Source organism: Blautia parvula (genome assembly GCF_020215665.1).
Lineage (GTDB): Bacteria > Bacillota > Clostridia > Lachnospirales > Lachnospiraceae > Blautia > Blautia celeris.
Genome location: NZ_CP084061.1, coordinates 1,165,087 through 1,190,283 on the forward strand (window position 1 = coordinate 1,165,087; position 25,197 = coordinate 1,190,283).

Annotated in this window: 20 protein-coding genes and 1 other annotated feature; of the genes, 1 reads left to right on the forward strand and 19 read right to left on the reverse strand. The window is 49.6% G+C overall.

Features of this window, described 5'->3' with window-relative positions; translation table 11 throughout:
• Positions 1-2: 2 nt before the first annotated feature.
• Genes gmk through LC508_RS05610 form a run of 3 tightly spaced genes read right to left on the reverse strand, consistent with a single transcriptional unit; the run spans position 3 to position 1,792 of the window.
• Positions 3-635: a guanylate kinase gene (gene gmk, locus LC508_RS05600; protein ID WP_033140325.1), complete on the reverse strand. Its 633-nt coding sequence runs from the start codon at positions 633-635 to the stop codon at positions 3-5.
• Positions 628-900: a DUF370 domain-containing protein gene (locus LC508_RS05605; protein ID WP_033140326.1), complete on the reverse strand. Its 273-nt coding sequence runs from the start codon at positions 898-900 to the stop codon at positions 628-630. The genes gmk and LC508_RS05605 overlap by 8 nt, the downstream gene beginning before the upstream one ends.
• A gap of 13 nt (positions 901-913) precedes the next feature.
• Positions 914-1,792 (reverse strand): YicC/YloC family endoribonuclease, encoded by an 879-nt coding sequence (locus LC508_RS05610; protein ID WP_033140578.1) that lies wholly within the window; start codon positions 1,790-1,792, stop codon positions 914-916.
• A 207-nt stretch (positions 1,793-1,999) separates the two neighbouring features.
• Here LC508_RS05610 and LC508_RS05615 point away from each other — a divergent pair, with 207 nt between their 5' ends.
• Positions 2,000-3,748, forward strand: a complete 1,749-nt coding sequence (locus LC508_RS05615) for an Rqc2 family fibronectin-binding protein (protein WP_054351223.1) — start codon at positions 2,000-2,002, stop codon at positions 3,746-3,748.
• Between the two features lie 57 nt (positions 3,749-3,805).
• Here LC508_RS05615 and LC508_RS05620 read toward each other — a convergent pair whose 3' ends face one another.
• The 16 genes from LC508_RS05620 to LC508_RS05695 all read right to left on the reverse strand — a co-directional run bounded on the left by LC508_RS05620 (position 3,806) and on the right by LC508_RS05695 (position 25,172).
• Positions 3,806-5,428, reverse strand: a complete 1,623-nt coding sequence (locus LC508_RS05620) for an amidohydrolase (protein WP_103730950.1) — start codon at positions 5,426-5,428, stop codon at positions 3,806-3,808.
• Positions 5,429-5,444: 16 nt separating this feature from the next.
• Complete coding sequence (locus LC508_RS05625) at positions 5,445-7,139, reverse strand: molecular chaperone HscC (protein WP_033140329.1); 1,695 nt, start codon at positions 7,137-7,139, stop codon at positions 5,445-5,447.
• Positions 7,140-7,160: 21 nt separating this feature from the next.
• Positions 7,161-10,457, reverse strand: coding sequence for a J domain-containing protein (locus LC508_RS05630; RefSeq protein ID WP_103730951.1), 3,297 nt, complete (start codon positions 10,455-10,457; stop codon positions 7,161-7,163).
• A gap of 19 nt (positions 10,458-10,476) precedes the next feature.
• A complete protein-coding gene (locus LC508_RS05635) occupies positions 10,477-12,189 on the reverse strand; it encodes a GGDEF domain-containing protein (RefSeq protein ID WP_054351220.1) in 1,713 nt (570 codons plus the stop codon).
• Positions 12,190-12,345: 156 nt separating this feature from the next.
• On the reverse strand, positions 12,346-12,798 hold the full coding sequence (locus tag LC508_RS05640) for a chemotaxis protein CheW (RefSeq protein WP_103730952.1): 453 nt from the start codon (positions 12,796-12,798) through the stop codon (positions 12,346-12,348).
• Entirely contained in the window at positions 12,785-14,836 is a 2,052-nt protein-coding gene (locus LC508_RS05645) for a chemotaxis protein CheA (RefSeq protein ID WP_033140333.1), read from the reverse strand. The genes LC508_RS05640 and LC508_RS05645 overlap by 14 nt, the downstream gene beginning before the upstream one ends.
• A gap of 13 nt (positions 14,837-14,849) precedes the next feature.
• Entirely contained in the window at positions 14,850-15,791 is a 942-nt protein-coding gene (locus LC508_RS05650; protein WP_103730953.1) for a GGDEF domain-containing response regulator, read from the reverse strand.
• 26 nt (positions 15,792-15,817) lie between these two features.
• Positions 15,818-16,294 carry a chemotaxis protein CheD gene (locus LC508_RS05655; RefSeq protein WP_054351218.1) on the reverse strand — a complete coding sequence of 159 codons (477 nt, stop codon included), beginning with the start codon at positions 16,292-16,294 and terminating at the stop codon, positions 15,818-15,820.
• A 1-nt stretch (position 16,295) separates the two neighbouring features.
• Entirely contained in the window at positions 16,296-16,910 is a 615-nt protein-coding gene (locus LC508_RS05660; protein ID WP_033140336.1) for a chemotaxis protein CheC, read from the reverse strand.
• Between the two features lie 18 nt (positions 16,911-16,928).
• Positions 16,929-18,605, reverse strand: coding sequence for a methyl-accepting chemotaxis protein (locus LC508_RS05665; RefSeq protein ID WP_054351240.1), 1,677 nt, complete (start codon positions 18,603-18,605; stop codon positions 16,929-16,931).
• A gap of 14 nt (positions 18,606-18,619) precedes the next feature.
• Positions 18,620-18,991 carry a response regulator gene (locus LC508_RS05670; protein ID WP_033140337.1) on the reverse strand — a complete coding sequence of 124 codons (372 nt, stop codon included), beginning with the start codon at positions 18,989-18,991 and terminating at the stop codon, positions 18,620-18,622.
• Between the two features lie 4 nt (positions 18,992-18,995).
• On the reverse strand, positions 18,996-19,820 hold the full coding sequence (locus LC508_RS05675; RefSeq protein ID WP_054351217.1) for a CheR family methyltransferase: 825 nt from the start codon (positions 19,818-19,820) through the stop codon (positions 18,996-18,998).
• Positions 19,813-20,133, reverse strand: a complete 321-nt coding sequence (locus tag LC508_RS05680) for a hypothetical protein (protein ID WP_103730954.1) — start codon at positions 20,131-20,133, stop codon at positions 19,813-19,815. The genes LC508_RS05675 and LC508_RS05680 overlap by 8 nt, the downstream gene beginning before the upstream one ends.
• Entirely contained in the window at positions 20,121-20,516 is a 396-nt protein-coding gene (locus LC508_RS05685; protein WP_054351215.1) for a hypothetical protein, read from the reverse strand. Before LC508_RS05685 ends, LC508_RS05680 begins: the two co-directional genes overlap by 13 nt.
• A gap of 235 nt (positions 20,517-20,751) precedes the next feature.
• Positions 20,752-23,166, reverse strand: a complete 2,415-nt coding sequence (gene leuS / locus LC508_RS05690; protein WP_054351214.1) for a leucine--tRNA ligase — start codon at positions 23,164-23,166, stop codon at positions 20,752-20,754.
• A gap of 92 nt (positions 23,167-23,258) precedes the next feature.
• Positions 23,259-23,489 (reverse strand) — a binding site (T-box leader).
• 90 nt (positions 23,490-23,579) lie between these two features.
• Complete coding sequence (locus tag LC508_RS05695; protein WP_033140342.1) at positions 23,580-25,172, reverse strand: hypothetical protein; 1,593 nt, start codon at positions 25,170-25,172, stop codon at positions 23,580-23,582.
• Between the last annotated feature and the right edge of the window lie 25 nt (positions 25,173-25,197).

Sequence of the window (25,197 nt, forward strand, 5' to 3'; positions counted from 1 at the left end):
TCTCATTCTCCTTTCGCAAATACTGCTACTTCACTGGTTATTTTTTCTATAAAAGGCGCACTGTTTTTCACAGTGTTGTGCTGGCTTTGAATAATGCTGTGCATCCTGTCAACGCATTCTTCCAGATCGTCATTGATGAGCACATAATCATAAAGCGGCATTCCCTTGGCTTCCTCGGATGCCCTGCGAAGCCTGGATTCTATGACCTCAGGTGTTTCGGTCCCCCTGTCTGTCAGCCGCCGCTTCAGCTCCATGGCAGAAGGCGGTGTGACAAACATCAGCAGGGTATCCGGCATCTTTTCTTTCACCTTGAGTGCTCCCTGTATCTCAATTTCCAGGATCACATCCCTGCCTGCGGCAAGCTGCTTTTCCACGTATGCCTTTGGTGTACCGTAATAGTTTTCCACATACTGGGCATATTCAATCAATGCATCCTGGGAAATCAGCTCCTCAAACTCTTCTTTTGAATGGAAGAAATATTCTCTTCCATGCTCCTCGCCCTCCCGCGGTGCCCTGGTGGTCGCGGAAATAGAAAGGGAGTACGTATCATACTTCTCCAGAAGCCGTTTCATAAGCGTCCCTTTACCCGCGCCGGAAAATCCGGAGACCACGGTTAAAATTCCTCTGTTATCCATCCTGTTCCCCTTTTAGATCATTTTCGTAAAACGTGCCGAAACGTTTTGCAATGGTTTCCGGCTGCAGGGCTGAGAGGATCAGCATCTCACTGTTGGTGATGATCACTGCCTTTGTCTTGCGGCCCTGCGTGGCGTCAATGGATTTGCCGGACTCTTTTGCTGACTGCACCATGCGCTTGATGGGCGCCGCGTCCGGGCTTACAACTGCCACCACTTTGTCTGTGTTCACTACATTGCCGAAACCGATATTGATTAATTTAGACATATTCCTCCTGCCTTTATTCAATATTCTGAATCTGTTCCCGGATCTTCTCTATCTCTGTTTTTAAGTCAATGGCAAGATTGGAAGTCTCCAGGTCATTGGCCTTGGATAAAATGGTATTTGCCTCACGGTTCATCTCCTGGGCAATAAAGTCAAGCTTCCTGCCGATGCCGTCCTCCTGCTCCAGTACATCCTTCATATGGGAGATATGGCTCTTTAAACGCACGGTTTCCTCGTCCGTGCAGATCTTATCCGCAAAGAGGATCACTTCCGCCGCAATGCGGCTCTCCTCTATCTGGGTATCCTGCAGAAGTTCTGCCACCTTATTCTCCAGCTTTTCTCTGTATTCACGGAGAATCTCAGGAGAACGCGCCTCCACCTGCTCTACCTTGCTGTACATGCCGTCCAGCTTTTCCAGAATGTCATTCTTCAGATGTCCGCCCTCTTTGATCCTGGTATCCACAAACCGGCGGGCAGCCTCCCGCAGAACTTCCTCCAGGGAACTCCACAGTTCTTTTTCATCCACCGTCTGTTCTTCCATGGTGAACACCTCCGGGCAGCTTAGAAGCCTGGACGTTCTTATGTCATTTTCCAGATGAAATTCTTCACTCATCTGCTGTAAGTATTCTAAATATTGTCCTGCAATTTCCCTGTTGTATTTTACGGAAACACGGGACTGGGTGTAGTCCTCATAGGCGATGAAGAGGTCCACCTTGCCGCGCTGGAGATATTCTTTCAATACGGCACGTATGGAAGCCTCGAAACTGCTCAGCTTCTTGGGCATGCGTATATTGATATCCAGATAGCGGTGATTTACGGATTTCATTTCAACCGTAACTTTTCTTTCTTCGTCAATCACCTCGGCTCTTCCAAAGCCTGTCATGCTCTTGATCATGTCATTCTCTTTTCTGCTGTTCTTATTTGCACATAGCATAAATCTGTTACTGTCCGCAAAGCTGTATATGGCTGCTTTTTGGATAGTGACATAAACATACATGGTTATTATAAAGCAATCACAATTTCCAGTCAAATCTTTTTTTCATTTGCTTTGTGTTTCCATTTCGTATATAATCGTGATAGCGGAATCGGAAGGAGAATTTATATGGCTTTTGACGGAATTACCATTGCAAATATAGTAAAAGAATTAAATGAAACGATTGTGGGCGGCAAAATAAACAAGATCGCCCAGCCCGAGGCGGATGAGCTTATCCTCACCATAAAAAATAACAGGACACAGTACCGGCTGCTCATATCAGCCAGCGCCTCCCTGCCTCTGATCTATTTTACGGACAAGAACAAAGTAAGCCCTCTCACAGCACCGAATTTCTGTATGCTGCTGCGCAAGCATGTGGGAAGCGGCAAGATCACGGCAGTGACCCAGCCGGGACTGGAGCGTGTCATTGAGATCCGAATAGAACATTTAAATGAACTTGGAGATCTGTGCTTTAAAACCCTGGTGGTGGAGATCATGGGCAAGCACAGCAATATTATTTTCCTCAATGAGGAGCGCATGATCCTGGACAGCATCAAGCATGTATCCCTAAATATGAGCTCTGTCAGGGAGGTTCTTCCGGGAAGAGATTATTTTATTCCGCAGACTCAGGACAAGAAGAATCCCCTTGCTGTCACAGAGGAAGAATTTTATGCGGCGGTGTACGGAAAGCCTACCAATATAGCCAAGGCCATCTATACCTCTCTTACAGGGTTAAGCCCCGCAGCCGCGGAGGAGATCTGCGCCAGAGCAGGCGTACACGGAAGTGACCCTGCAGACGGGCTTTCCGGGCAGGAGAAGGAACGGGTCTTCCAGGCGTTTTCACGCTTTATGGAGGATGTAAAAGAGGGGCGCTTTACTCCCAATATTGTGTACAGCCCCTCCGGGGAACCGGTGGAATTCGGAGCTGTTCCCCTCACCCAGTATACGGATTATACAGTCAGGGAATACGATTCCATCTCCCAGGTCCTGGAGCAGTACTATGCCCAGAAAAATATCATTACCCGTATGCGTCAGAAATCCGCGGACCTGCGGAAAATAGTCCAGACCGCCCTGGACCGCAACTGGAAAAAATTCGACCTGCAGACAAAGCAGATGCAGGACACGAAAAAAATGGACAAATACAAAGTCTATGGGGAGCTGATCAACACATACGGCTATAACCTGGAGGAGGGCTGTAAATCCTTCCGGGCACTGAATTATTATACCAATGAGGAGATCACCATTCCCCTTGACCCCACCATGACCCCTCAGGAAAACTCCAAGAAATACTTTGACAGGTACAATAAGCTGAAACGTACCGCACAGGCTCTGGAGGAACAGTTAGCGGACACAGAAAGTGAAATCCGCCACCTGGAATCCATTCAGGCTGCCCTGGACATTGCCCAGCAGGAAAGCGACCTGTCCCAGATCAAGGAGGAACTGACGGAATACGGGTATATCAAGAAGCACTATACCGGCGGCAAAAAGAAAATGCAGGCCAAATCAAAACCCCTGCATTATATATCCAGCGACGGCTATCACATTTATGTGGGAAAAAATAATTACCAGAACGAAGAACTCACCTTTAAATTCGCCACAGGAGGTGACTGGTGGTTCCATGCCAAGAAAATGGCAGGCTCCCATGTGGTGGTAAAGTCCAACAATGAAGAGCTGCCTGACCGTACCTTTGAGGAGGCAGGCCGTCTGGCCGGGTATTATTCCAGCGGACGCACTGCCCCCAAAGTGGAGATTGACTATATCCAGAAAAAACACGTGAAAAAGCCAAACGGCTCCAAGCCCGGCTTTGTGGTGTATTATACCAACTACTCCCTGATCATAGAACCGGATATCACAGGCATCCGGCTGGTGGAAGACTAAAAAGGGCTGAAGGAAGGGTCTGACGGGTAATCACAGACAGAAACAAAAGGTTCCGGGTCAGAGGGTGTCCCTTCGGTAAATGACATCCCCGTCCTTTATCGTTGCCAGCACCCGGATATCCCGGATCTGCATTTTGTCCTTTTCCAGCGGATTTTCAGACAGGATCACAAAATCCGCTCTCTTGCCCGGGGCGATGCTGCCTCTCTCCCGCTCTTCAAAATACTGGTATGCCGTGTTCACGGTGACTGCTTTCAGCGCATCTGTCACAGAGATGCGCTCTTTGCTGCCCAGTACTTTTCCGTTCTTTGTGCATCGGTTTACAGCGCACCATACGGTCTCCAGCATATCCGGTTCAATGACAGGGGCGTCCTGGTGGAAGGTATAGGCAATGCCCTCTTTTTCGGCGGAAGCTGCCGGACTTATATGGGAAGCCCGCTCCATGCCCAAATTATCTGCGTGGATATCTCCCCAGTGGTACACATGTCCGGCAAAGAAGGAGGGTATCATTCCCATGGCCTTCACATTTGGTATCTGGTCAAGTCCGAGAAGCTGCGCGTGTATCATAACCGGACGAATATCCGCGGGAAGCGTCTTTCCTTCCGCGGCGGCAGCTTTCTCGAAAACACGGATATACTGTCCGCAGGCAGCGTCCCCATTGCAGTGGGCCAGGATCTGCATGTGTTCCTCCAGAGCACGGCGCACAAAGGCGCAGACCTCCTCATCTGTGTGTACCGGATATCCCCGGTATCCCTCTTTTTCCGGCCCTGACGTATAGGGCATTCTAAGCCAGGCTGTTCTGCCCTGAGGCGAGCCGTCCAAAAAGATTTTATATCCCCCTATTTTAAAATGCCGGAGGAATCCCTCTCTGTGTTTCCCCATAGCTTCCAGAAATTTTCCGGCACCTTTCATGTCCAGATACCCCACCACGTCCAGCTTCAGGATTCCTGACTCCACAATTTTCTGATAGAGAGGAAGCATCTCATCCACCACCAGTCCCTCCTGGATCAGGGTGATCCCATGGGAGGCGTATCTCTTTTGTGCCTTTTCCACAGCATCCATAAATTCTTCCGGTGAGGGAAGCGGAATCTTTTTCTGAAACTCCACAAAGGCGTTCTCCTCCATATATCCTGTGGGGATATAGTCCTGCACAGCAATCTTTCCTCCCGGTATTTCCTGTACCGCCCCATTTCCATTCATGGAAATGCCGAGACGCAGAAGTGCTTCTGTGTTAAAGACACCCATATGGCCGGACTGGTGGGTGATCACCAGGGGATTGTCCGGGGCTGCCTCATCCAGAAGGTGTCTGTCAGGATGGGATCTCTCCTCCAGAAAATTGTGGTCATATCCCTTTCCTGTCAGCCATTTCCCCTTCTCCACATGCCTGACAGCGATATATTCCCGCACCCGTTCCGCAATTTCCCGGAAACTTTTGGTACCATCCAGGGAAATCTGCAGTTCCCCGTTGGCGCAGGCCATAAAATGGCTGTGAGCATCCAGAAAGGCGGGCATCATGGTCCGCCCCTCCAGATCCACCCGTTCTGTGTCCGCACCGGCACAAGCCTCCACAGCCGCTTTTCTTCCCACTGCCGCTATCCTGCCGTCCTTTACAAGTACCGCCTCCGCGTACATCTGTTTTTCCATTGTCAGGATGATTCCGTTCGCATATAGTTTCTGTCCCATTTTCATACCTCCGGGTTTATAGATTATCTTCTTCTACTTCTTCCATTATCTGCGAAAAATGTTTCGCCGCTTCTTCTATTTTACCCCGGTCTCTGGTATTTAACACCATTTCAAATTTCTGCAGCTCATATTCCATCCGCCGCCGGTTCTCACCCACAGTTTCCTCATAAAGGCGCTCCCCTTTCAGAAGCAGCAGACGGTTCTCCTCCTGCTCTCTCGGATGGATCTTCAGGTAGGAGAGTTCCTTCATACGGGCTTCGATCTCGTTGTCCGTCATTTCATTTTCACGGCCCTTAATGATCCGGCGCTGCTTCTGTCCGCTGGATGTGACGCATACCTCCACCTCCAAAATCGAGTTGATGTCATAGGTGTAGGTCACATCCACACTCTCCTCCCCGGCCTTGTTCTTCGGCACCTCAATATCCAGTTCTCCTAAAAGGAGATTGTTTTCCGCATATCGGCTCTCTCCCTGCAGAACACAGATACGGACACGTTCCTGATCATCGTGCATGGTATAAAAACGCTCCGTACGGCTGGCCGGGATCACTGTATTCCGCTCTATGATCGGACAGAAATGCCCCTCATCTATCCTGCCGTCCTCCAGCCGCACAGACACCTCTGTTCCAAGCGTAAAGGCACACACATCGGTTAAAATCACTTCCCGGACTGCCTCCTGCCGTTCCTTCATGGCTCCCTGGATGGCAGCTCCCAGAGCCACCGCCTCGTCAGGATTCATGGCTGTATCAGGGAATTTTTTGAACATGCGGATAATAAAATCCCTCACAACAGGAAGTCTGGTGGCCCCGCCTACCAGCACGATCTCATCAATATCCGACAGCTTTACATGGGCATCTGACAGGCTTCTCTGTACCGGCTTCCTGATCTTTGCAAGAAGCGGTTCGCACATCTTTTCGTATTCCTTCAGGGTAATCGCAAGAGGCCTTTCCTCCCCGTCTATTCTGCAGTTCATGGTTCCTGACGCTGCCCGGCTGTAGGACAGCTTACAGGCCTCTGCCTGCTTGCGGATCTGTCCCAGGGTCTTCTGTGTCAGCGCTGTAAGCTTCAGCCCCATTTTATCCATATAATGCTGCACCAGCAGCTCTGTGAAATCCTCACCGCCCAGATAGTTGTCTCCTGCCACTGCCCGGACCTCCAAAATATTCTCGAACAGCTCCAGGATGGATACGTCAAAGGTTCCGCCGCCAAGATCGAATACCAGAAATTTTGTGTTTTTCTGTTTCTCGTACAGTCCGTAGGCAATGGCTGCGGCTGTTGGCTCGCTGATGATCCGTTCTACTTTCAGACCTGCCAGCTCCCCGGCTCTCTTCGTGGCCTTCCGGCGTTTGTCATCAAAATACGCGGGTACACTGATGACCGCCTCCTCCACGGTTTCCTGAAGGAACGCCTCCGCGTCCTCCTTCAGGGAACGCAGAACAAAGGAAGACAGATCCTGGGCCGTAAAGTCTCTTGCTCCCAGCCGGTACTTCCTGTCACTTCCCATATCGCGCTTAAAGACAGAGGCAGTCATCTGCGGATATAAAAAACCACGTTCCTTTGCTGTCTCTCCCACAAATACCTGGTCATTTTCATCCACACTCACCACGGACGGCGTTAAATGCCTGCCCAGACGGTTGGGGATAATTCTCGGCCCGTCTTCCGTAAAATATGCTGCCAGACTGTTTGTTGTACCCAAATCTATTCCAATTATCAATTCTTCTGTTCCTTTCTGTCACTACATCCTTCTGCACCCGTAATCTGCCTGTATGTTGAGAAAACCGCTTTCTTTGAGTCTTGCGTAGTAGTCAAAGGCCTGCTGCCTCTCCCCCGTAAATTCACAGATCAGGGCCATGAGATGAAGGGCTTCCGCACACATTCCTCCCTGCTGCCCGCAGCAGACATCTTCACATTTTGGGGCATCCGCCATAAGCTCTGCCTGTTTGAAAGCCTCTTCCGTCCTGCCGGTAAAGAGGCAGAGAAGCCCCAGCTCGTACAGACGCTTTCTCCGGTATTTCCATTTGATCAGGGACGCCTCCCCAAACGTTGACTGCCAGACAGCCAAAAGCGCCTCTGCTGTCTTACCCGCCTTTGCCGGCTTCTTGGTTCTCATATAAATCTCAGCCGCCAGAAAACCTGCTTGGAAATATTCCGAAGAGCCGGCTTTTGCCTCCTTCAGAACACTTTTTGCCAGCTTCAGCGCCTCCCGGTTCTTTTCCAGAAGATAGCAGGCGTTGTATGCGGCCAAAAGCTTTGCCCTGCACGAATACGTTTTCTCCTTCTGGATATCCCGAAGACAGATACGCACCTTGCCGCCCTCCCCCAGTCTATAATAAACCTGGGCCTTTCGGTACAGCACCTCCTGTTCCCTGTCATAGGCCTGCCCGATCCAGTAAAAGGCTGCGTTTAAGTTCCCGAGCCTTATATATACCTCGATGAGGGATTCTTTCGGAGAGCGTCCATTGGGAAACTGTTTCTGGTGTTTCAGATAATATGCCTCCGCCTCAGCAAGACATCCGGTTTCCATACAGCAGTCCCCCAGATTGCCGTACACACGGACCATGTCCTCCTCTTTCAGCAGCGCTTCCGCCTTTTTCCCGGCCTCAACCGCCCTGTCATATTCCCCCATCATTCTGAGGCAGACACAGATATTGTTGTATGCATACACATTCTCAGGCTCCAGGCGCAGTGCCTCCTCAAAATCATGCACTGCCCTGCAGTAATAGGCGCAGGCCATGTGAAGCAGTCCCCGCTCCACATAGTAATATGCCTCAGGCTGCAGCTGAATCTGCCTGTCCGCATAGATAAGCGCTTTCCCGTAAAAGGCCGGGTCTTCCTTCTCCTCCAGAAGGTCCCTGTAGATTTCCGCCAGCTTGCAGTTCGCCCGCCCGTTTTCCGGGTCAATCTCCAGGGTCTTTTTCAGATAGGCAGCCGCCTGCTCCATTTGTCCAAGACGATGGAAACACTCCCCGATACGGAACATGACCATATCCCCCTCGGGAAACGCCGTCTCGCAGGACATAAGAACCTCCAGTGCCTCCTGATATTTTTCCAGTTCATATAAAAAATTCCCTTTCATCCATTTAAAAAAAGGCCGGTTATCCTCTGCCAAAGCTCTGTTGATATACGCAAGCGCTGCTTTTCCGTCGCCCATATTATTCTGCAGACGGGCAGATTCCGCGTAAATCTCCGCCCGGATTTTACCATTTTCCGGATTGCCTTCCAATTGGGCAAGAAGAGAAGCTGCGTCATCCAAAACCTGTTCCGCGTCGGCTCTTGTCTCTGCCAGCCGGCTGCATGCGCGCAGGCGGAAAAGGGAGAGCTTTGGTGTGGAAATCTCTGCACTTTCTGCTTGTTTCATGATATCCAGCACATCCTCATACTGCCCTGTACTGTCAAAGACCTCTGCGGTCATCTCGTATAAGGGCGGATAAGCTGCAAATATTTTCCTGGCTTCATAAAAATCATGAATGACTCCCTGCCCGTCTTTTAAGGCCAGCAGCGCCTCCATCCGGTTCACATACCCCCAGAAATTTTCCGGTTCCAGCTCCAGAAGCCTGTCGCAGGCCTCACGGGCCTCACGGCTTAACTTCATCCGGTTCAAAAGAAGTGCTTTCTGCAGGTAGGTATCCGCGTTCTGATCATAAAAGGCAATGGAGGTCTCCAAAAGCTTCAGCGCATGTTCATCCTGCTGCCCGGTCTGCATCCAGGCCCGGCCCATAATGTAGTAAGCCGCTGCGATCCGCTCCGGTACCCGCAGCTTCTCCTCCTCGGAAAGGGACGGCTCCTCCCTGCGGATGCTCTGTATCCAGGCATTTCCCTCCTCCTCAGACTTTTCCGGCATGCCTGCCGCAAAATAAAGCCGTTCCAGCACACTGTGGTAGCCGGTTTCATTCTTCATATCCGGCGTCACACCGGTAAGGCAGGCGATTCCCGCCTCATTCTCCTCATTTTGGAGATAACACCAGGCCAGCTCAATGTAATCCTCTGTTCCTGCTGCCTGCCGGCTGATCATTTCTTTGTACTCTGCGATCAGACGGGTGTTTATCTCTTTTAAACACTCCAGCATCTCCGGGTCCCGGGAGTTGACGCGGCTGGCACTGCTGATACATTCCTTTGCCTTTTTGTACCGGCCTTTTCCCGCATAATATTTCCCCAGGCGAAGATTGGTCACAAAGTGCTCCGGGAAACGGCTGCGTATCTTTTCATAGGCCGCAGCCGCCCGGTCCAAATCTCCGTATTCCCACTGAATTCCCCCTCCGAGAATCAGGATCCTAATCTCATCCGGGTACTTTTCCAGAAGATGGGACGCCGTCTCATAAGCCTTTTCCTTTTCCCCTTTCAGCATCATGATCCTGGCCTTCTCCATCTCAGCCAGGGGATGACAGATCTCCAGTGCCTCCATGCTCTTTAACAGCTCTTCGGCGCGCTCTGTATTTCCCTCCTCCACGGCCTCATAGAGCTGAAAATAAGTGGCTGTCCAGGTATCATAATCCCCGTCATCCCTGCCCTCAAAATATTCATAGGGAAAATGTATCTCCCCGTGTATCTGGCTTAACATATACCGGACAAATTCCGCGGGCAGATGCTCCTCAAACTCTGCCTGTTCCTCCTCGATAAGAAAATGCCGGTCCAGTATCCTCCAGATATCCGGCAGAAGCCTGAAATGTACAGCCAAAAACCCGAAGAGTTTTTCCCTGACCTCCTCCGCGTCTGCCAGGCTCTGGCACACATCTGCCCGAAGCAGTTCTTTCCAGCATTCCGGGTCCATCCTCCGGGAAAAGGAGTGATAGACTGCCTCCACCTGCTCCATCCAGAGATCTGTCTCTGTCTGTGCCTCCTGCTTCTGCGTATCCTCTTTCTCAGTGCGGGAATACTGTGCTGCCGTCTCATATGCCCGGCGCAGCCTCTTAAAGCCCTCAGGATTGTCTTCCGGGTTGTTGTCCGCCAGAAGTCTCCGGTAAGCCTGCCTGATACACGCTTCGTCCTTTGATGGCTCTGTTCCCAATATGTGAAATGCTTCTTTATAATCCATATGCTCCTCCTGCCGCCCCTCACGCTTCCTCTTCTGTCCGTTCCTGCTTCATCTGCATCTTGCAGATGTACATTTTTTTATCCGCGCAGATGAACGCCTTGTCAATCCCTTCCTCTCCGCTTTTTACATATCCGTAAGCAGCGGAAAAGGTAAATGCGTACTCTTTGTCAGCTTCCTTTACATCACTTAAAAAATGCCGGATGCGCTGCCTGAATATCTCATCCTTCTCCCCTTCCGCCAGAACACAGAACTCATCCCCGCCGATTCGATATGTGTGGAGCGGCTGTCCGAAATGCCGGTCCAAAAGCTGCGCAATGCGGATAATAGCCACATCACCTGCCTTGTGTCCATATGTATCATTGATCTCCTTCAGGCCGTTCAGATCCACGATCATCACGATCGGTCTCTTGTCTGCATCCCCTGTCCTGTATTTTTCCATCTGATTCTCAAAAGCGGTTCTGTTTGGCAGATTCGTAAGGATATCCAGGTAAGCGATCTTTTTCAGCGTCTTGTTCTCAATGATCTGCGTCTGTTCCTCTGAGGACTGTTTGACTACAGAGTATCCCAGGGAACAGACAAAGCAGATCAATCCCGCCTGTGTAAATCCCACATTGCTCTGCATGGTCTTCTCAAAATAAAACCGGTAAATATCCACAGCTCCGAATCCTGCAAACGCAAAGCAGGCTACAAAGACCGACAGGTCTTCGATCTTCTCCCCCCTTGCCTTTTTTCGGATACAAATACCTGCCATTCCCAGTACGATCAGCAGGAAATTTATGTGATTCACAGACACCATCCTGGTGTAATCTGTCACGTCCGCAAACTGCAGAAACTGCATGACAAAATAACAGACAACACAAAACCAGTAGAGTCCCCTCATAAACAGGCTCTTTAAAAAGCTGTCAAAGGTCAGAAGAAAACTGATGGTGAGAATGGGCATCAGTCCGAACAGCAGATAAAGAATGTTCATACTCATCAATATGTTCCCGGTGAAAAGCTGCCCCACGCCTGACTTCAGCAGAATCCATGTACTGGTCACAATGGCGAAGATTCCCAGATACCGGATTCTGCCCACAGTATGAGACTCCCTGAAGAAGAAGCTGCTCATGATCAAAAGCACGCCCATAATGAACAAAAACAGATCCACCAGAAGAGAGACAACCTTCTGCTTTGCCACCATGAAGACAAGGGACGTTTTTGTCCCCAGATATACGATCTCCTGGTTGCCGGAATAGGAGTCATACACACCCCTGGTCTCAATCCGCAGTTCCTTTCCTTCCCAGTCCTCCGGAAGGCGGGTATACTGCCAGGCACTGCCCACAGAGGAGTGTACCGGGGTACTCTGTCCATATCCGAAGGTATAGAGCAGTTCCCCGTCCAAATATATTTTGATCCGCTGATGAGAGGAGTGGAACATGATCATATTGCAGTAGGAGTCCTGTGCTTCCAGAATCCTTGTATAGGTGACAGGCTCCTCTGCTTCTGCGCTGCTGTCCAGGGGAAGTGCTACCTGCAAGGTCTTTCCGCCGTACTGCATGCTCCAGCCCTCCGCCAGGGCGTATACATTTTCATTGTCAAAGCCAATGGTATTGGACGCAGTCTCTTTATTCATCCAGATAAGAAGCACAATGACCATTGCCAGTATCAGATAAAGAGCAAATACCCGAAGTCTTTCTTTACTTTTTTCCTTCCGTTCTTCTGCCGGTCTTTCCGTATTCTGCAGATTCCTCATAGGCTGCTCCCTCCACTGCCGCTTGCGCAGTTTCTTTTCTCATGCCGCCCAGGCTTTTTATCATTATATCATAAGAAAAAACATAAAAAAACACCAACAGAGCCTGTTTTTTCTCTGTTGGTGCATCATAGGTTACGGTTCACACGGAGCCTCCCGTCATGGATAGAAGACCATACCCTCCAACGTCTTCTCCACATCAATGACGGAGAATAATTTTTGGTCGTACCGGTAAAGCCCTTTTTCTTTCCATCGGTCAGAAGCTGCCACACCCAGGGGGTTGGTTATCTTGTCCGCAGCGGTATAGGAGATGATATACGGCTCTTTGGAAAGACGGATACCCAGAAAATATTTCTGGTGCTTTACGATCACAACGATCACCCGGCTCTCTTCTTCGCTGTCTGTCTCCGGAAGACTCTCCTCCCCTTCTATCCTTATGACAGGTATCATGGCACCTTTGTAGCTGCACACCCCGTCAAAATCCGGGGGCATGCAGGGAATCTTTGATATTTTAAAATCATAGCTGATCTCCACCACACAGGAAAAGTCCACCGCATAATTCTTCCTGCTGCCGGGAAAACAAAGAATTTCATTGATCTCATTCTCGCTCATGGACTGCCTCCTTTGTGAATTTTTCAATCAGGATTTCAATATCAAGAGCAGCACAGATCTTGCCGTTTCCCATGATACTGCATCCGCTGATGCCCGTATGTCTTCGGAAGCCGGGGCCGAACAGGGCGGGAAGCTGCTTTACCACGATCCGCTTCTGTTCATACATGGAGTCAATGATGATGACTCCCTCCCGCTTGGCGCTCTTGACATACACCAGGAGGGCTGTGTCGGGATACTCTCCCTCTATCTGGTAAGCCTCTCTTAAATCCACCAGGGGGAGCATCCGGTTATCATACAGAATATACTTCCTGTCGTTCCTCAGGTGTATATAATCTCTGTTCTCCTCATAGCTCAAAAAGCGCTGCACATATCTGGAGGGAACGGAAAAACGGCATTTTCCCACCCGGAACCTGGTACACTCAATGGTGGCAAGAGACAGGGGAAGCGTGATGGTAAAGGTACTGCCTTTTCCCGCCTCACTCTGGATATACAGATGGCCTCCCGCCTCCTCCAGTATATTCTTCACCACATCAAGGCCCACACCACGTCCGGAATACTCCGTAACCTCCTCGTTGGTGGTAAAACCGGGCGTCAAAATAAGCTCCAGGATCTCCTGGGGATCATACTCCTCCTCCGGTTTTGTGATGAGATGTTTTTCTCTGGCTTTCTCCAGTATCTTTTCCAGGTCTATGCCCCTGCCGTCATCCGCGACAGAGATCATCAGCTCGCCTATGGTGTTTTCCGCATTAAAGGTAATGCTTCCTTTTGGGTTCTTGCCTGCCGCTGTCCGCTCTTTCGGATGTTCCAGGCCGTGATCCACCGCGTTTCTGATAATATGGAGCAGGGATTCCGAGACATAGTCCACTACACTTTTATCTGCTTCAATGTCTCCGCAGTTCACGATCAGTTCCGCTTCTTTTCCCTGATCCCTGCAGATATCCCTTAATATCCTCTTCAGCTTGGGAATGACCTTTGACACGGGAACCATGCGCATCTCCATGACCGTGCGCTCCATCTCCTCGATCAGGCGGTTGACCTGATAGGCAGTCCCCTCCCTGACATCATCCATTCCGTGGCTTTTTAACTCTTCGTCCAGTGTCAGCATCAGAATCAAAAGCTCTCCCGACAGGTTTTGAAGCCGGTCCAGCCGGTCTGTACGGACATTGAGGAACTCAACTTCCTTTGTCTCGGCAAGGCTGTCTGCCTTGGGGGATTTTTTGATCACCTTCGGCTCCGGCTTCTTCACCTCATCCCTTAGGACTTCATAATCCTTTACAAAAAGTCCGCGTTTGACCGCTTCCAGAACTTCCTCTTTTTTGTCGCTCTCAAACCGGATGAAAACTCCGTTTTTATTGATATATTCCGCTCCCTGCTGGGACTTTTCCAGATCCTGGGGATAACTCTCCACACTGCTGCAGAGATTTCCGATCTGCCTCACGATCATAAACGCGCGGATATTCTCCATGCGGCAGCCCTCTTCAAAACGGATCCGTATGACGACACCGCTTTTCTTTAAGAATATCTCAGGGATTCCCACCTGCACAGGCTCTGCTCTTTTCTCTGCTTTTGCCTCTGCCTCCCCCTTTGTCTGTTCCGGGACAGCAGGCAGCTCAGCCTCAGGCTTTTCCTCCTGGCTCTTCAGGTACTCCGCTATCTTATTCTCTACTTCATTTGTATCCTTTGGGGCATAACTCTCCTCCGGCATCTGCTTTAACTCGCTCTCCACAAAATCAGATACCTTGAACAAAAGGTCAAACAAATCCGGTTTTATACGGCTGATCTCCCCCTTCTGTTCCCTGTAGTAGGAAAAAAGGTCTTCCAGTTTATGCGCCATGCCTGACAGGGCGTGAAGTCCCATCATGGCAGAGGAGCTTTTAATGGTGTGCATGATCCTGAAAACCGTATTGATATCCTTCTCTGAAAACGTCTTATTCTTGTCCGCCTCCAGCAAAACTCCGTTTAACTGTTCCATAAGCTGGCGTGTCTCTAAAAGGTACACTTCCAGCATTTCTTCCGCATCCGCATCGAAATATCCCATATCTGATCACCGCTCACCGTATGTCCTTGTACCAGACACTGCGGTTCTTTCCGTTTCGTTTGCCGTAATAAAGTGCCTTATCCGCACAGTTGACGCTGTCCTCTATCCTGTCAGGTTCCTGGTAGGTGTGAAGTCCCAAAGTCAGCGTGCAGGAGAATTCCCCGTCCGGATGGTAGATCCGGAATGCCTCCACTTCCTTTCGGATACGCTCACTGATCTCAAAAGCCTCCTCCTCCGTGACAGCGAAAAGTACAATGAGAAACTCCTCCCCGCCCCACCGGATGACCCTGTGTTCCCTGCACTGCTCCTCTAAAATGTTGGCAATGCACACAAGTGCCGCGTCCCCGGCATCGTGGCCATATGTATCATTGATCCGCTTAAAGTCATCAATGTCCGCCATAATGAGAACTTCTGTGGCTTTCTCCGCATTGTGGTCCTTCATGTCCTCCATGAGGTTGCCGACTACATACCTTCTGTTATACAGACCGGTAAGACCGTCCCGGAAGGCCATAAAGTTCAGTTTTTCCATATTGGTGAGCAGCTCTTTATTCTGTCTGTTCAGCATATCTTTCTGCTTTTTCATTTCCAGATGAGCGTGGACCCTGGACCGCAGCTCCGCAGTGGCAAATGGCTTCTTGATATAGTCGCAGGCGCCCATGGAAAAGCCCTTCACCACATCCTCGTCTTTATCCTTTGAGGTGAGAAAAAGAACCGCTGCTTCCTCCTGCCCCACTTCCTTTAATTTTCCGATCAGTTCGTATCCCTCAATATCAGGGAGCACCACATCTAAAAGGATCAGATCCGGCTGATACTGCATCGCCATATCCACAGCCTCCTGCCCATTGTGTGCCTCGCAGAGAAAAACAGGCTCATCCTTCAGTGCTGTCTGAATTTGTTTACATACCATCAGGCTGTCATCCACAGCCAGAACGATATTCTTACCATTAAAATCCATATCTGCCTCCCATAGCTTTTATCATATCATAATATTACTGTTTTTCTTCTAACCGTTTTCACCTGGACAATGCCGTCATCCGCACAAAACTCCAAGGTTCTTCCGTAATTGGCACCTGTGTCCTCCGCCAGGATACGAATACCTGCCGCGTGCAGCGCCTGCCTGACAGCGGCGGCGTTCTTCTCCCCGATATCCCAGGCGGAGCGGCCGGTACTGAACATTTTAGCCCCGCCGGCGATCTTCGCTGTCAGCCTCCGCTTATCGGCACCGTGTCTCTGCATTTCCATAACCAGTGCAGATATCCCGCTTCCGGCAAACTTATAGGGATTACTTTTTACGGTAGCGCTGTTCTCGTCCGGCAGCACGATATGGGCCATTCCGGCTATTTTTATTCTGCTGTCGTACAGGCAGATGCCCACACAGGACCCCAGTGCATAGGTGACCAGCGTCTGCCCTCTGAAGGCGATTCTGCCCTCGGCAATACCTACTGTAATTTTATCCATTTCATAACTCCTCAAGTTTCCGAAGCAGAACATGCAGAGATTCCATTTCCGGAAGGAACAGAATACGCCCCGAAAAAGTATCGGTATCCATACAGAACAAATTGTCTATCATTAAAAGTTCATCGCTTGTTCTTAAAAAACGTGACGTGGCGGCTGTGAGTATGGCGCCGCCCATATCTATGCTTATCTGGGGAACCGATACATCTATCTCTACATTCATGAGCTGTGAAAGGGCTCTGATATAAGAGCCGCACATGATATTCCCCAGTTCCAGGAGCAGGGACTCCTCCATCTCCGTCAGGTTCATAAAGTCAGATACCGTGTCTCCCAGCACAAGGCGTATCACCTGACCGGTAAAGGTCTCATCCAGAAGGAAGAGAAACATACCGTTCACTTCCCCGAAGACCTCCACCATGATCCCGGCAAGCGGTACTTCCGCTTCCGTAATAATTTCCGTTATCTGTTGGAAAGGCAGTATACGCAGATTGGGCGTATCAATCTCCAACGGACAGTTCAGAAGCTGTGAAAGGGCACTGACCGCGTTTCCGGTTCCGATGTTTCCCAGCTCCTTTATAAAATCCTCAGACAGTTCCTCCAATTCCACTTCACAATCCATTCTGTTCCCCTTTATCCATCATATCTCAAATTGTTCCACCAGTTCCTTCAGCATCTGAGCCTGGGCAGACAGCTCCTCACTGGCAGCCGCACTCTCCTCAGAGGAGGCGGAATTGCCCTGCACAATATCAGAGATCAGATCCATACTTCTGCGCACCTGCATGATCGCCTCCGCCTGCTGTACGGATAGCTCAGAGATTTCATCCATCATCCGGTTCACTTCCTGTGCCTTCTCAACCGATGTCTTCAAAGACTCCGCTGTTGAGTGGACCGTATTCATTCCCACATTGACCGCCTCTGTATTCTTCTCCACCAGACCGGCTGTAAGCTTGGATGCCTCCGCTGTCTTGGATGCCAGACGGCGCACCTCCCCGGCAACCACGGAAAATCCTCTTCCGGCCTCTCCTGCTCTTGCGGCCTCCACAGACGCATTCAGAGCCAGGATATTGGTCTGGAAGGCAATATCCTCAATCTCCTTAACAATTCCGGTGATCTCCCGGGAATTGTTCTTGATCTCTTTTATGGCATCCAGCAGACTTCGCATCTGCTGGTCATTGCTCTCCAGACTGCATCCCACATTATCTGCCAGTCTGCTTGATTTGACCGCCTTGTCCGCGTTGCCGTTGATGCTCTCTGTGATCTCATTGATGCTGACAGCCAGTTCTTCAATGGAGCTGGCCTGCTGGGATGTTCCCTGCGCCAGGGCCTGGGCAGCATTGGATACCTGCTCCGCGCCTCCGGCCACCTGTTCCGCACTGCCGCTGATCTGCTGTATGGCATTGCGCAGAAGACCTCCGATCTCATCCAGAGCGTCCCCCAGAGCTACAAAGTCACCTTTGAACTTTATCTTGGTCCGGTAGTTCAGTTTTCCGTTGCCAAGGGCAGTCATACCTGTCTTAATTTCCGATACATAGATATTGAGGGCCTTCGTGGTCTCCCTGATATTTTCTGCCAGCTGTCCCAGCTCGTTATCGGAGGTATAGGACAAATCTGCCTTGAGCTTCCCGTCTGCCACAGCCTGCGCTGCCTTTTTTATCTCATTGACCGGTCCTAAAATGCTTCTCGTTATGGTAAGCCACAGAACGCAGGTGATCAGAATACAGATAAGTGCCAGTCCCAGGATCATAAACCTGACATTGGTGTTGGAGGTAAGGGAAGTGTTCAGTGTATCTTCCGCATCGTTCACACACTCACCTGTCAATTTGTTGAGCGTATCGTTTACCTTGTCCATCTTCGGCATATACTCACTTACATACAGAGCAAGCGCCTGCTCAGACTTTCCTTGTTCCAGCAGAGTTATGATCTGGTCTCTCGGAATGCCCAGCTCCCTGAACTGTTCGCCCAGTGTTCTGACCTGGGCTGTATCACTGCCGTATCCTGTCTGGAGAAACTCCAGGTCCTTTGCTTCCTCCTGGATCGCCGCTTTCGTCTCAGCCATAAGGGCATCTTCATCCACAATATCTTCCGTTGCTGCCATGATGGTCAGATTCTTTCCTACCAGATGAAGGTTGGATGCCATATTCATGGACGCCTCCACTTTGGCAAAAGGCTGGTTATACAGATCATCCATCTTCTCTGACATACTCTGTATGGTGTGCACAGACACCAAAACTGTCAGGATATATAATACAAGGATAGAGGCAAAGGCAGCAATCAGCTTTGTTCCTATCTTCAGATTCGAGAAATACTTTTTCATTGCGCCCTGTCCTTTCATTTCTCTATTGGAAAACAGCTGTCCACGATCCTTAAAAATTCATCCTTCCTGAACGGCTTCACAATAAAGTCTCTTGCCCCCATCACCACAGCCTTCTGGATCACAGCTTCCTGGCCCATGGCAGAACACATGACAACAGATGCATCGGCATCCTGTGTCAGTATCTCTTCCAGAACCTCCAGACCGGATTTTCCGGGCATGGTGATATCCAAAAGTACAAGGTCCGGGTTGTATTCGCCGAACAGTGCAAGTGCTTCCTCGCCGTCCCTGGCTTCCTCCACGTTGGTATATCCCCCTTCGGCCAAAATTTTCCGGATGGATTTCCTCATAAACATTGCGTCATCCACGATCAAGATTTTCTTTTCCATAAACTCACCTTTGCTTCTCTTTATATTTTTTATATACAGCAGGAAATACCGGCTCCAGCTGGATTTCTCCGCGATTTAAAAGTTCCGCGTGCCCGATCACCAGATATCCCTCCGGTTTCAGACCGGCCTCCAGTTTTTTCACCAGTGTCTCTTTGGCTTTCTTGTCAAAATATATCATGACATTCCTGCAGAAGATCAGATCAAACTGTTCTGTCCCGATACCGGGGGAGAGCAGATTCTGGTTCTGAAAACGGATGTTCTGTTTCAGCCGTTCATCCACACAGTAAGATTTTGTGCCTTCTGCCCGGAAATATTTATTCTTCCACTCAGCCGGCAGTGCCTCTGCTTCCTTTGCCGTATAAATTCCCTTCCGTGCCTTATCCAGCACCTGGTTGGAAATATCCGTTGCCAGGATTCTGTAATTCATCAGGTTCCCTGTCCGTTCCCTGTAATCCTGCAGGATCATGGCAATGGTATAGCACTCTTCTCCTGTGGAGCATCCTGCGCACCAGACGTTTAAAAACCCTCTGCTGTGGTTTTTGAAAAGCTCCGGCAGGATATGGTCACGCAGAATGTTAAAATGGGCCTGCTCTCTCATAAAATATGTATAGTTGGTAGTCAGACGGCTTACCATATTGGAGGCAATCGTCCCGGATGTATCTTTTTTCAAAAGCTCCATATATCTGCCGAAGGTTTCCACACCCTGCTTTTCCAGTTCTTTTGACATACGGCATTCGATCAATGTCTTTTTCTTTTCCAGATTAATACCGTAATTCTGACGCATATATTCCACTATTTCCGCAAATTCTTCTTCTTTCAGCCTAATCACTTTTTCTCTCCCATATTCCGGGTATCACTTCTGTCAATTCTTCCCGGTTAATCTCCCCTTCTCCTGCCACCTGCTCCGCGGCGATCCCCACAGCCATATCACTCTGTGTCTTCATAAGGATTCCGCATTTTGCATCTCTTTCACTTCCCAGACGGTAGTATACGGCAAGGCGGCCTTTATAGACAGAAACACCCAGTATTTCCTCGGCAGCGCCTGGGATCTTCCATATTTTCGGATTCATAAACAGGGTTTCTGTCTTTTCTTTCTCTATATACAGAACCCTGTCCCTGGTTTTCACCTCTATAATTTCCATTGTCTCTCCTTCAGGATCTCCGGCTTCAGCACATAGGCCAGCACCTCACCCTCCTGCTCTTCCGGAAGCAGAACGGCTGCCTCCAGATACCGGTTGGTCTCATTTAATGCAGGTTCTCTCAGAGAGATGAATGCTCTTCTGTCCAGGGTCCGCATTCCCAGCACTCTGTCCGCCAGAAATCCTGCCTTCTCCTCATCTGCAAGAATCAGGTATTCCTGCTGCGTCCCCCCACGGCCGGGACTGGTGAGCCCGCCAAAGTCGATCAGGACGGTTCTTCCCTTTTTTTTCGTTCTATCACTGATTCTGTCCACCCAGGACAGGGGTATGAGATAATGCACTTCATCTGCCTGAAATTCCAGATATTCCAGCTGCTGGTCTCCCATTACGATTCCGCCTTTCCAAATGAATTTCTACTACTTCTATAATACTTTATTGTCGCAAAAAACACAATATAAATATAAAAACAGCGCAGGCTCAGATTTTTTTCTTACCGCCCGCGCTATTATCTGTCAAATCTGTCACAGTCACGTTTCGGTGTAAGCCCCTTTTCATGGACACTGAAACATAAAAGGGGGACGGACCGAAATCACTTCCGGCCGTCCCAAATTACAAAACGTCTTATTTCTGTACAATGTTGATTATTTTTTTCGGAACATAGATCTCTTTTACAATAGTTCCCGTCAGCTTATCGGCAACAGCCTCTTTTCCGGCAGCGATGGCCTCCTCCTTAGATGCCTCCGCGCTGATGCTGATAACAGCTCTTGTCTTGCCGTTGATCTGTACCGGCACTTCGATCTCGTCGTCCTTCATAGCCTCCTCATCTGCCTTAGGCCACTCTGCGTGGAATACAGAATCTTCATGTCCGTATGCCTCCCAGATTTCCTCTGTCAGATGGGGTGCGAAAGGAGCCAGAAGCTTTACAAAGGTCTCAATGGTCTCTCTGTCAATGCCGCCTGTCTTCTTGGCAAGCTCAATGAGTTTATTGTTGTATTCCATAAAACCGGAGATTACTGTGTTCAGGCTGAAGCTCTCCAGACGCTGTGTGATCTCAAAGACAAGTTTGTGGCGCAGCTTCACCATATCTTTTGTCTCGGATACGCCTGCTTCCAGACTGTCCATAGCCAGCTTCCAGAAACGGTTCAGGAAACGGTACACGCCGTCGATTCCTCTGTCATCCCACTCCGCATCCAGTTCCGGCGGACCTACGAACAGCTCGTAGAGGCGCAGGGAATCACAGCCATAGTCTCTTACCAGGTCATCCGGGGAAACCACATTGCCTTTGGATTTACTCATCTTAATGCCGTTCTTACCCGTGATCATACCCTGATTGAACAGTTTCTGGAACGGTTCGTCAAAGTCAATAGCTCCGATATCATACAGGAACTTGGTATAGAAACGGGAATACAGAAGGTGGAGAACCGCATGCTCCACTCCGCCGATATACATATCTACCGGCAGGTATTTGTCTGCTTTTTCTTTTGAAACCAGTGCCTCGTCATTTTTGTTGTCCACATAGCGCAGGAAATACCAAGAGGAACCTGCCCACTGTGGCATGGTGTTGGTCTCGCGTTTTGCGGCAGCTCCGCAGACAGGACAGGTGGTGTTCACCCATTCATCAATGGCTGCAAGCGGTGACTCGCCGGTGCCTGTAGGCTCATAGGATTCCACCTCAGGCAGGGTCAGCGGAAGCTGGTCTTCCGGTACCGGAACATTTCCGCAGTGCGGGCAGTGAATGATCGGAATCGGCTCACCCCAATAGCGCTGGCGGGAGAATACCCAGTCACGCAGCTTATAGTTTACGGTTTTCTTGCCAATGCCCATTTTTTCTATCATGACAGGCGCTTCTTTTTTAAGGACAGAAGACTCCATGCCGTTCCACTCGCCGGAATTGATCATGGTGCCGCTGGCCTCTGTGTAGGTCTCTGTCATATTTTCAATCTCTTTTCCGTCCTTGGCGATAACCTGGATGATCGGAATATTGAATTTTGTGGCAAACTCAAAGTCACGGTCATCATGGGCGGGTACACACATGATGGCACCTGTTCCGTAATCAGCCAGTACGTAGTCAGACAGCCAGATGGGAACCTTTGCGCCGTTTAACGGATTGACTGCATAAGTTCCTGTGAACACACCTGTCTTCTCCTTGTCCTGGAGACGGTCCACGTTGGATTTCATGGAAGCATCGTAGATATATTTCTCCACAGCCTCTTTTGTCTCCGGTGTTGCCAGGGAAGCAGCCAGCTTGTGCTCCGGTGCCAGAACCATGAAGGTTGCACCGTGAAGGGTATCCGGTCTTGTGGTGTAGACAGTGATCTTTTCGTCTCTTCCGTCCACCGGGAAATCCACCTCGGCTCCGTAGGATTTTCCGATCCAGTCAGACTGCATCTTTTTCACCTTTTCCGGCCAGTCCAGTTTATCCAGGTCGCTTAACAGACGGTCCGCATATTTTGTGATGCGGAGCATCCACTGGCGCAGGTTCTTCTTGGTCACAGTGGAACCACAGCGCTCGCAGCAGCCGTTCACAACTTCCTCATTGGCAAGGCCTGTCTTACAGGACGGACACCAGTTGATGGGGAACTCCTTCTCGTATGCCAGACCCTCTTTGAACATTTTCACAAAGATCCACTGCGTCCATTTGTAGAAGCCCGGATCTGTGGTGTTGACTTCTCTGTCCCAGTCATAGATGGCTGCAATATCGTTGATCTGTTTTTTAATGTTTGCCACATTCTGTGCTGTAGATTTTGCCGGGTGAACTCCCATCTTGATGGCATAGTTCTCAGCCGGAAGGCCGAAAGCGTCCCATCCCATGGGATGAATCAGATAATAGCCCTGCATCATCTTGTAGCGGCTCCACACATCAGAGATCACATATCCTCTCCAGTGTCCTACGTGAAGACCGTTTCCAGACGGATACGGGAACATGTCCAGACAGTAGTATTTTGGCTTCTGGCCGTCATCTACGTTCACTGGTTTTTCTTCCCAGTTTTTTCTCCATTTCTGTTCAATCGCCTTATGATTATAAGGTACTGCCATAATTTCATTCCTCCTGGTTTTCATTTTCATGCCCGCCCGGGCATCTTAAAGCTTTATGCCAAAGCATAGAAAAAGCCCTTTAGTCACTATACTTTAGAGACGAAAGGGCTTATTTTTCCGTGGTACCACTCTAATTCATCCGCAATGCCGGATGCACTCATTTTGATTCTGTAACGGGAACTCCCGCCCGCACTTACCTGCATGACGACTTTCAGCACGGGAACTCCGAGGCCAGTTCAAAAGCTTCTCTATACTGCCTCACACCAGCCGGCAGCTCTCTGGGATAAAGGACACTCTCTACTACTCCTCATCAAAGTCTCTCTCATATTGGCTATTTGTCATAGACTATCTGTTATTCTACCGATATCGCCAGATTTTGTCAAGACTCTATGCTGTTTCTTCCCAAAAAAATCCTATTCTTCCAGTGAGAGCACCGTACAGGCCGGCTCCCCTTCCGTGTATTCAATGGTAAGGGTATCTCCCACGTCATATTTTATAATTTCAGGATATTCTGTAACCGGAAAATCAAACACCAGATCCTTGTTCTCCAGCACCACATAGAAGTGGGAATTTCCATCCATGACGGCCTGGGCCACCCGCTTGATCTTACCGGATACGGTCTGGGAAGTGAGCGTCTCGGTGCCGGAGGAAATCCCGTTGGCAGCCAGCAGCTTCACATAGGCTTTCTCACATTCTGCCACAGTATCTCCTATGGCTACATTCTGGTATTTCTGGATATTGACCATTGCGTACTTCTTAACCAGACCTCCGCCGTCTTTCAGAGCCATAAAATATGTGGGCTCCCCGGAAATATTCAGAAGCAGCGGGAAGGCTGCCGTATATTTTAAGTTCTGTACCTGACCTTCCGCGGACTCCATAGCGGAATACTCCTCCGCGCCGGCACAGGAATAGTACCTGGTCTCCATGGTACGCTGGTTCATCAGCACAAATCCCACATTGGAGCGGTCGCCGCTGACAGAGGTAATGCCTGTGTATACCCACACGTCGTCCTCCAGCGCCAGATAATTATAGCCGTCTGTTGTTTTGAGACAGCCTTTCTGTCCCAGAACGCTGTTAAAAAATCCGTTTTTCAGCATTCCGTGATAGTTATAGAGCTGGATCAGAAGATCTGCCGGATAGGCACGGTCCACCCACTGGGGACAGTCTTTTATGTTATATTCTGTTGTCTCTCCGGTGATGGCATTACAGAGGACCACCTTGCCGATGGTCTGTCCGCCGAAAAGGCCAATGTTGAATTTCTTTACCGGACAGATCCAATAAGGAACTCCCTCATCGTTGATCTCAAAGCTGAGCTGGTCAAACATATATGTGGGATAATTGAACCGCAGATGCCTGTAAATATTTCTGTTGAAATATTCGGACTCGGAATATTTGATCCCCTCATCCAGTTTCACAAGCTCTGTATTCTGGGTTGCCATATCGATTCGGATATAGGCCGGAATGCCCTCTTTCTGGTTCGTCAGCCATTTGATGGGGCTGGCGTAGACAAGAGGGGTCACTCGGTAAGGCTGTCCCTGGTAATTGATCTGTGAGTAGATATCACTGACCTCAAACTGAGAGACCATATCCACCATGCTTCCCATCTTTCTGTTTCCCAGAAGTCCTGCGGAATCTTTATCGAGAAGAGGAATCTGGTTGTAGCTGATTTCCTCAATATCTTCTGTAAAATCTCTTTCTTCGGGGATAACAATCTTCTGATACTTGTTGGCATTGATAATAGGGGATGACAGCAGGCTTCCGATGGCGTACACAACAATGATCGCCCCGATCACCAGCAGTCCACCCTTCATCACTTTGTTCTTTTTTACGTCCCCCACACTGTGGAAGCGTTTCCTGATTCCGTATACTGCCAGTATCACCACTACAATGGCGACCAGGAAGAACCAGAATCCACTTTCATGAATGTTGATGGCCGGCAGAGTAAAATAGTAATAGAGAAATGCCAGAACTACCACAGCAAGACCCGCCGCAATTTTTTTCTTCATACTTTTATCAAATCCTTTCTTTAGC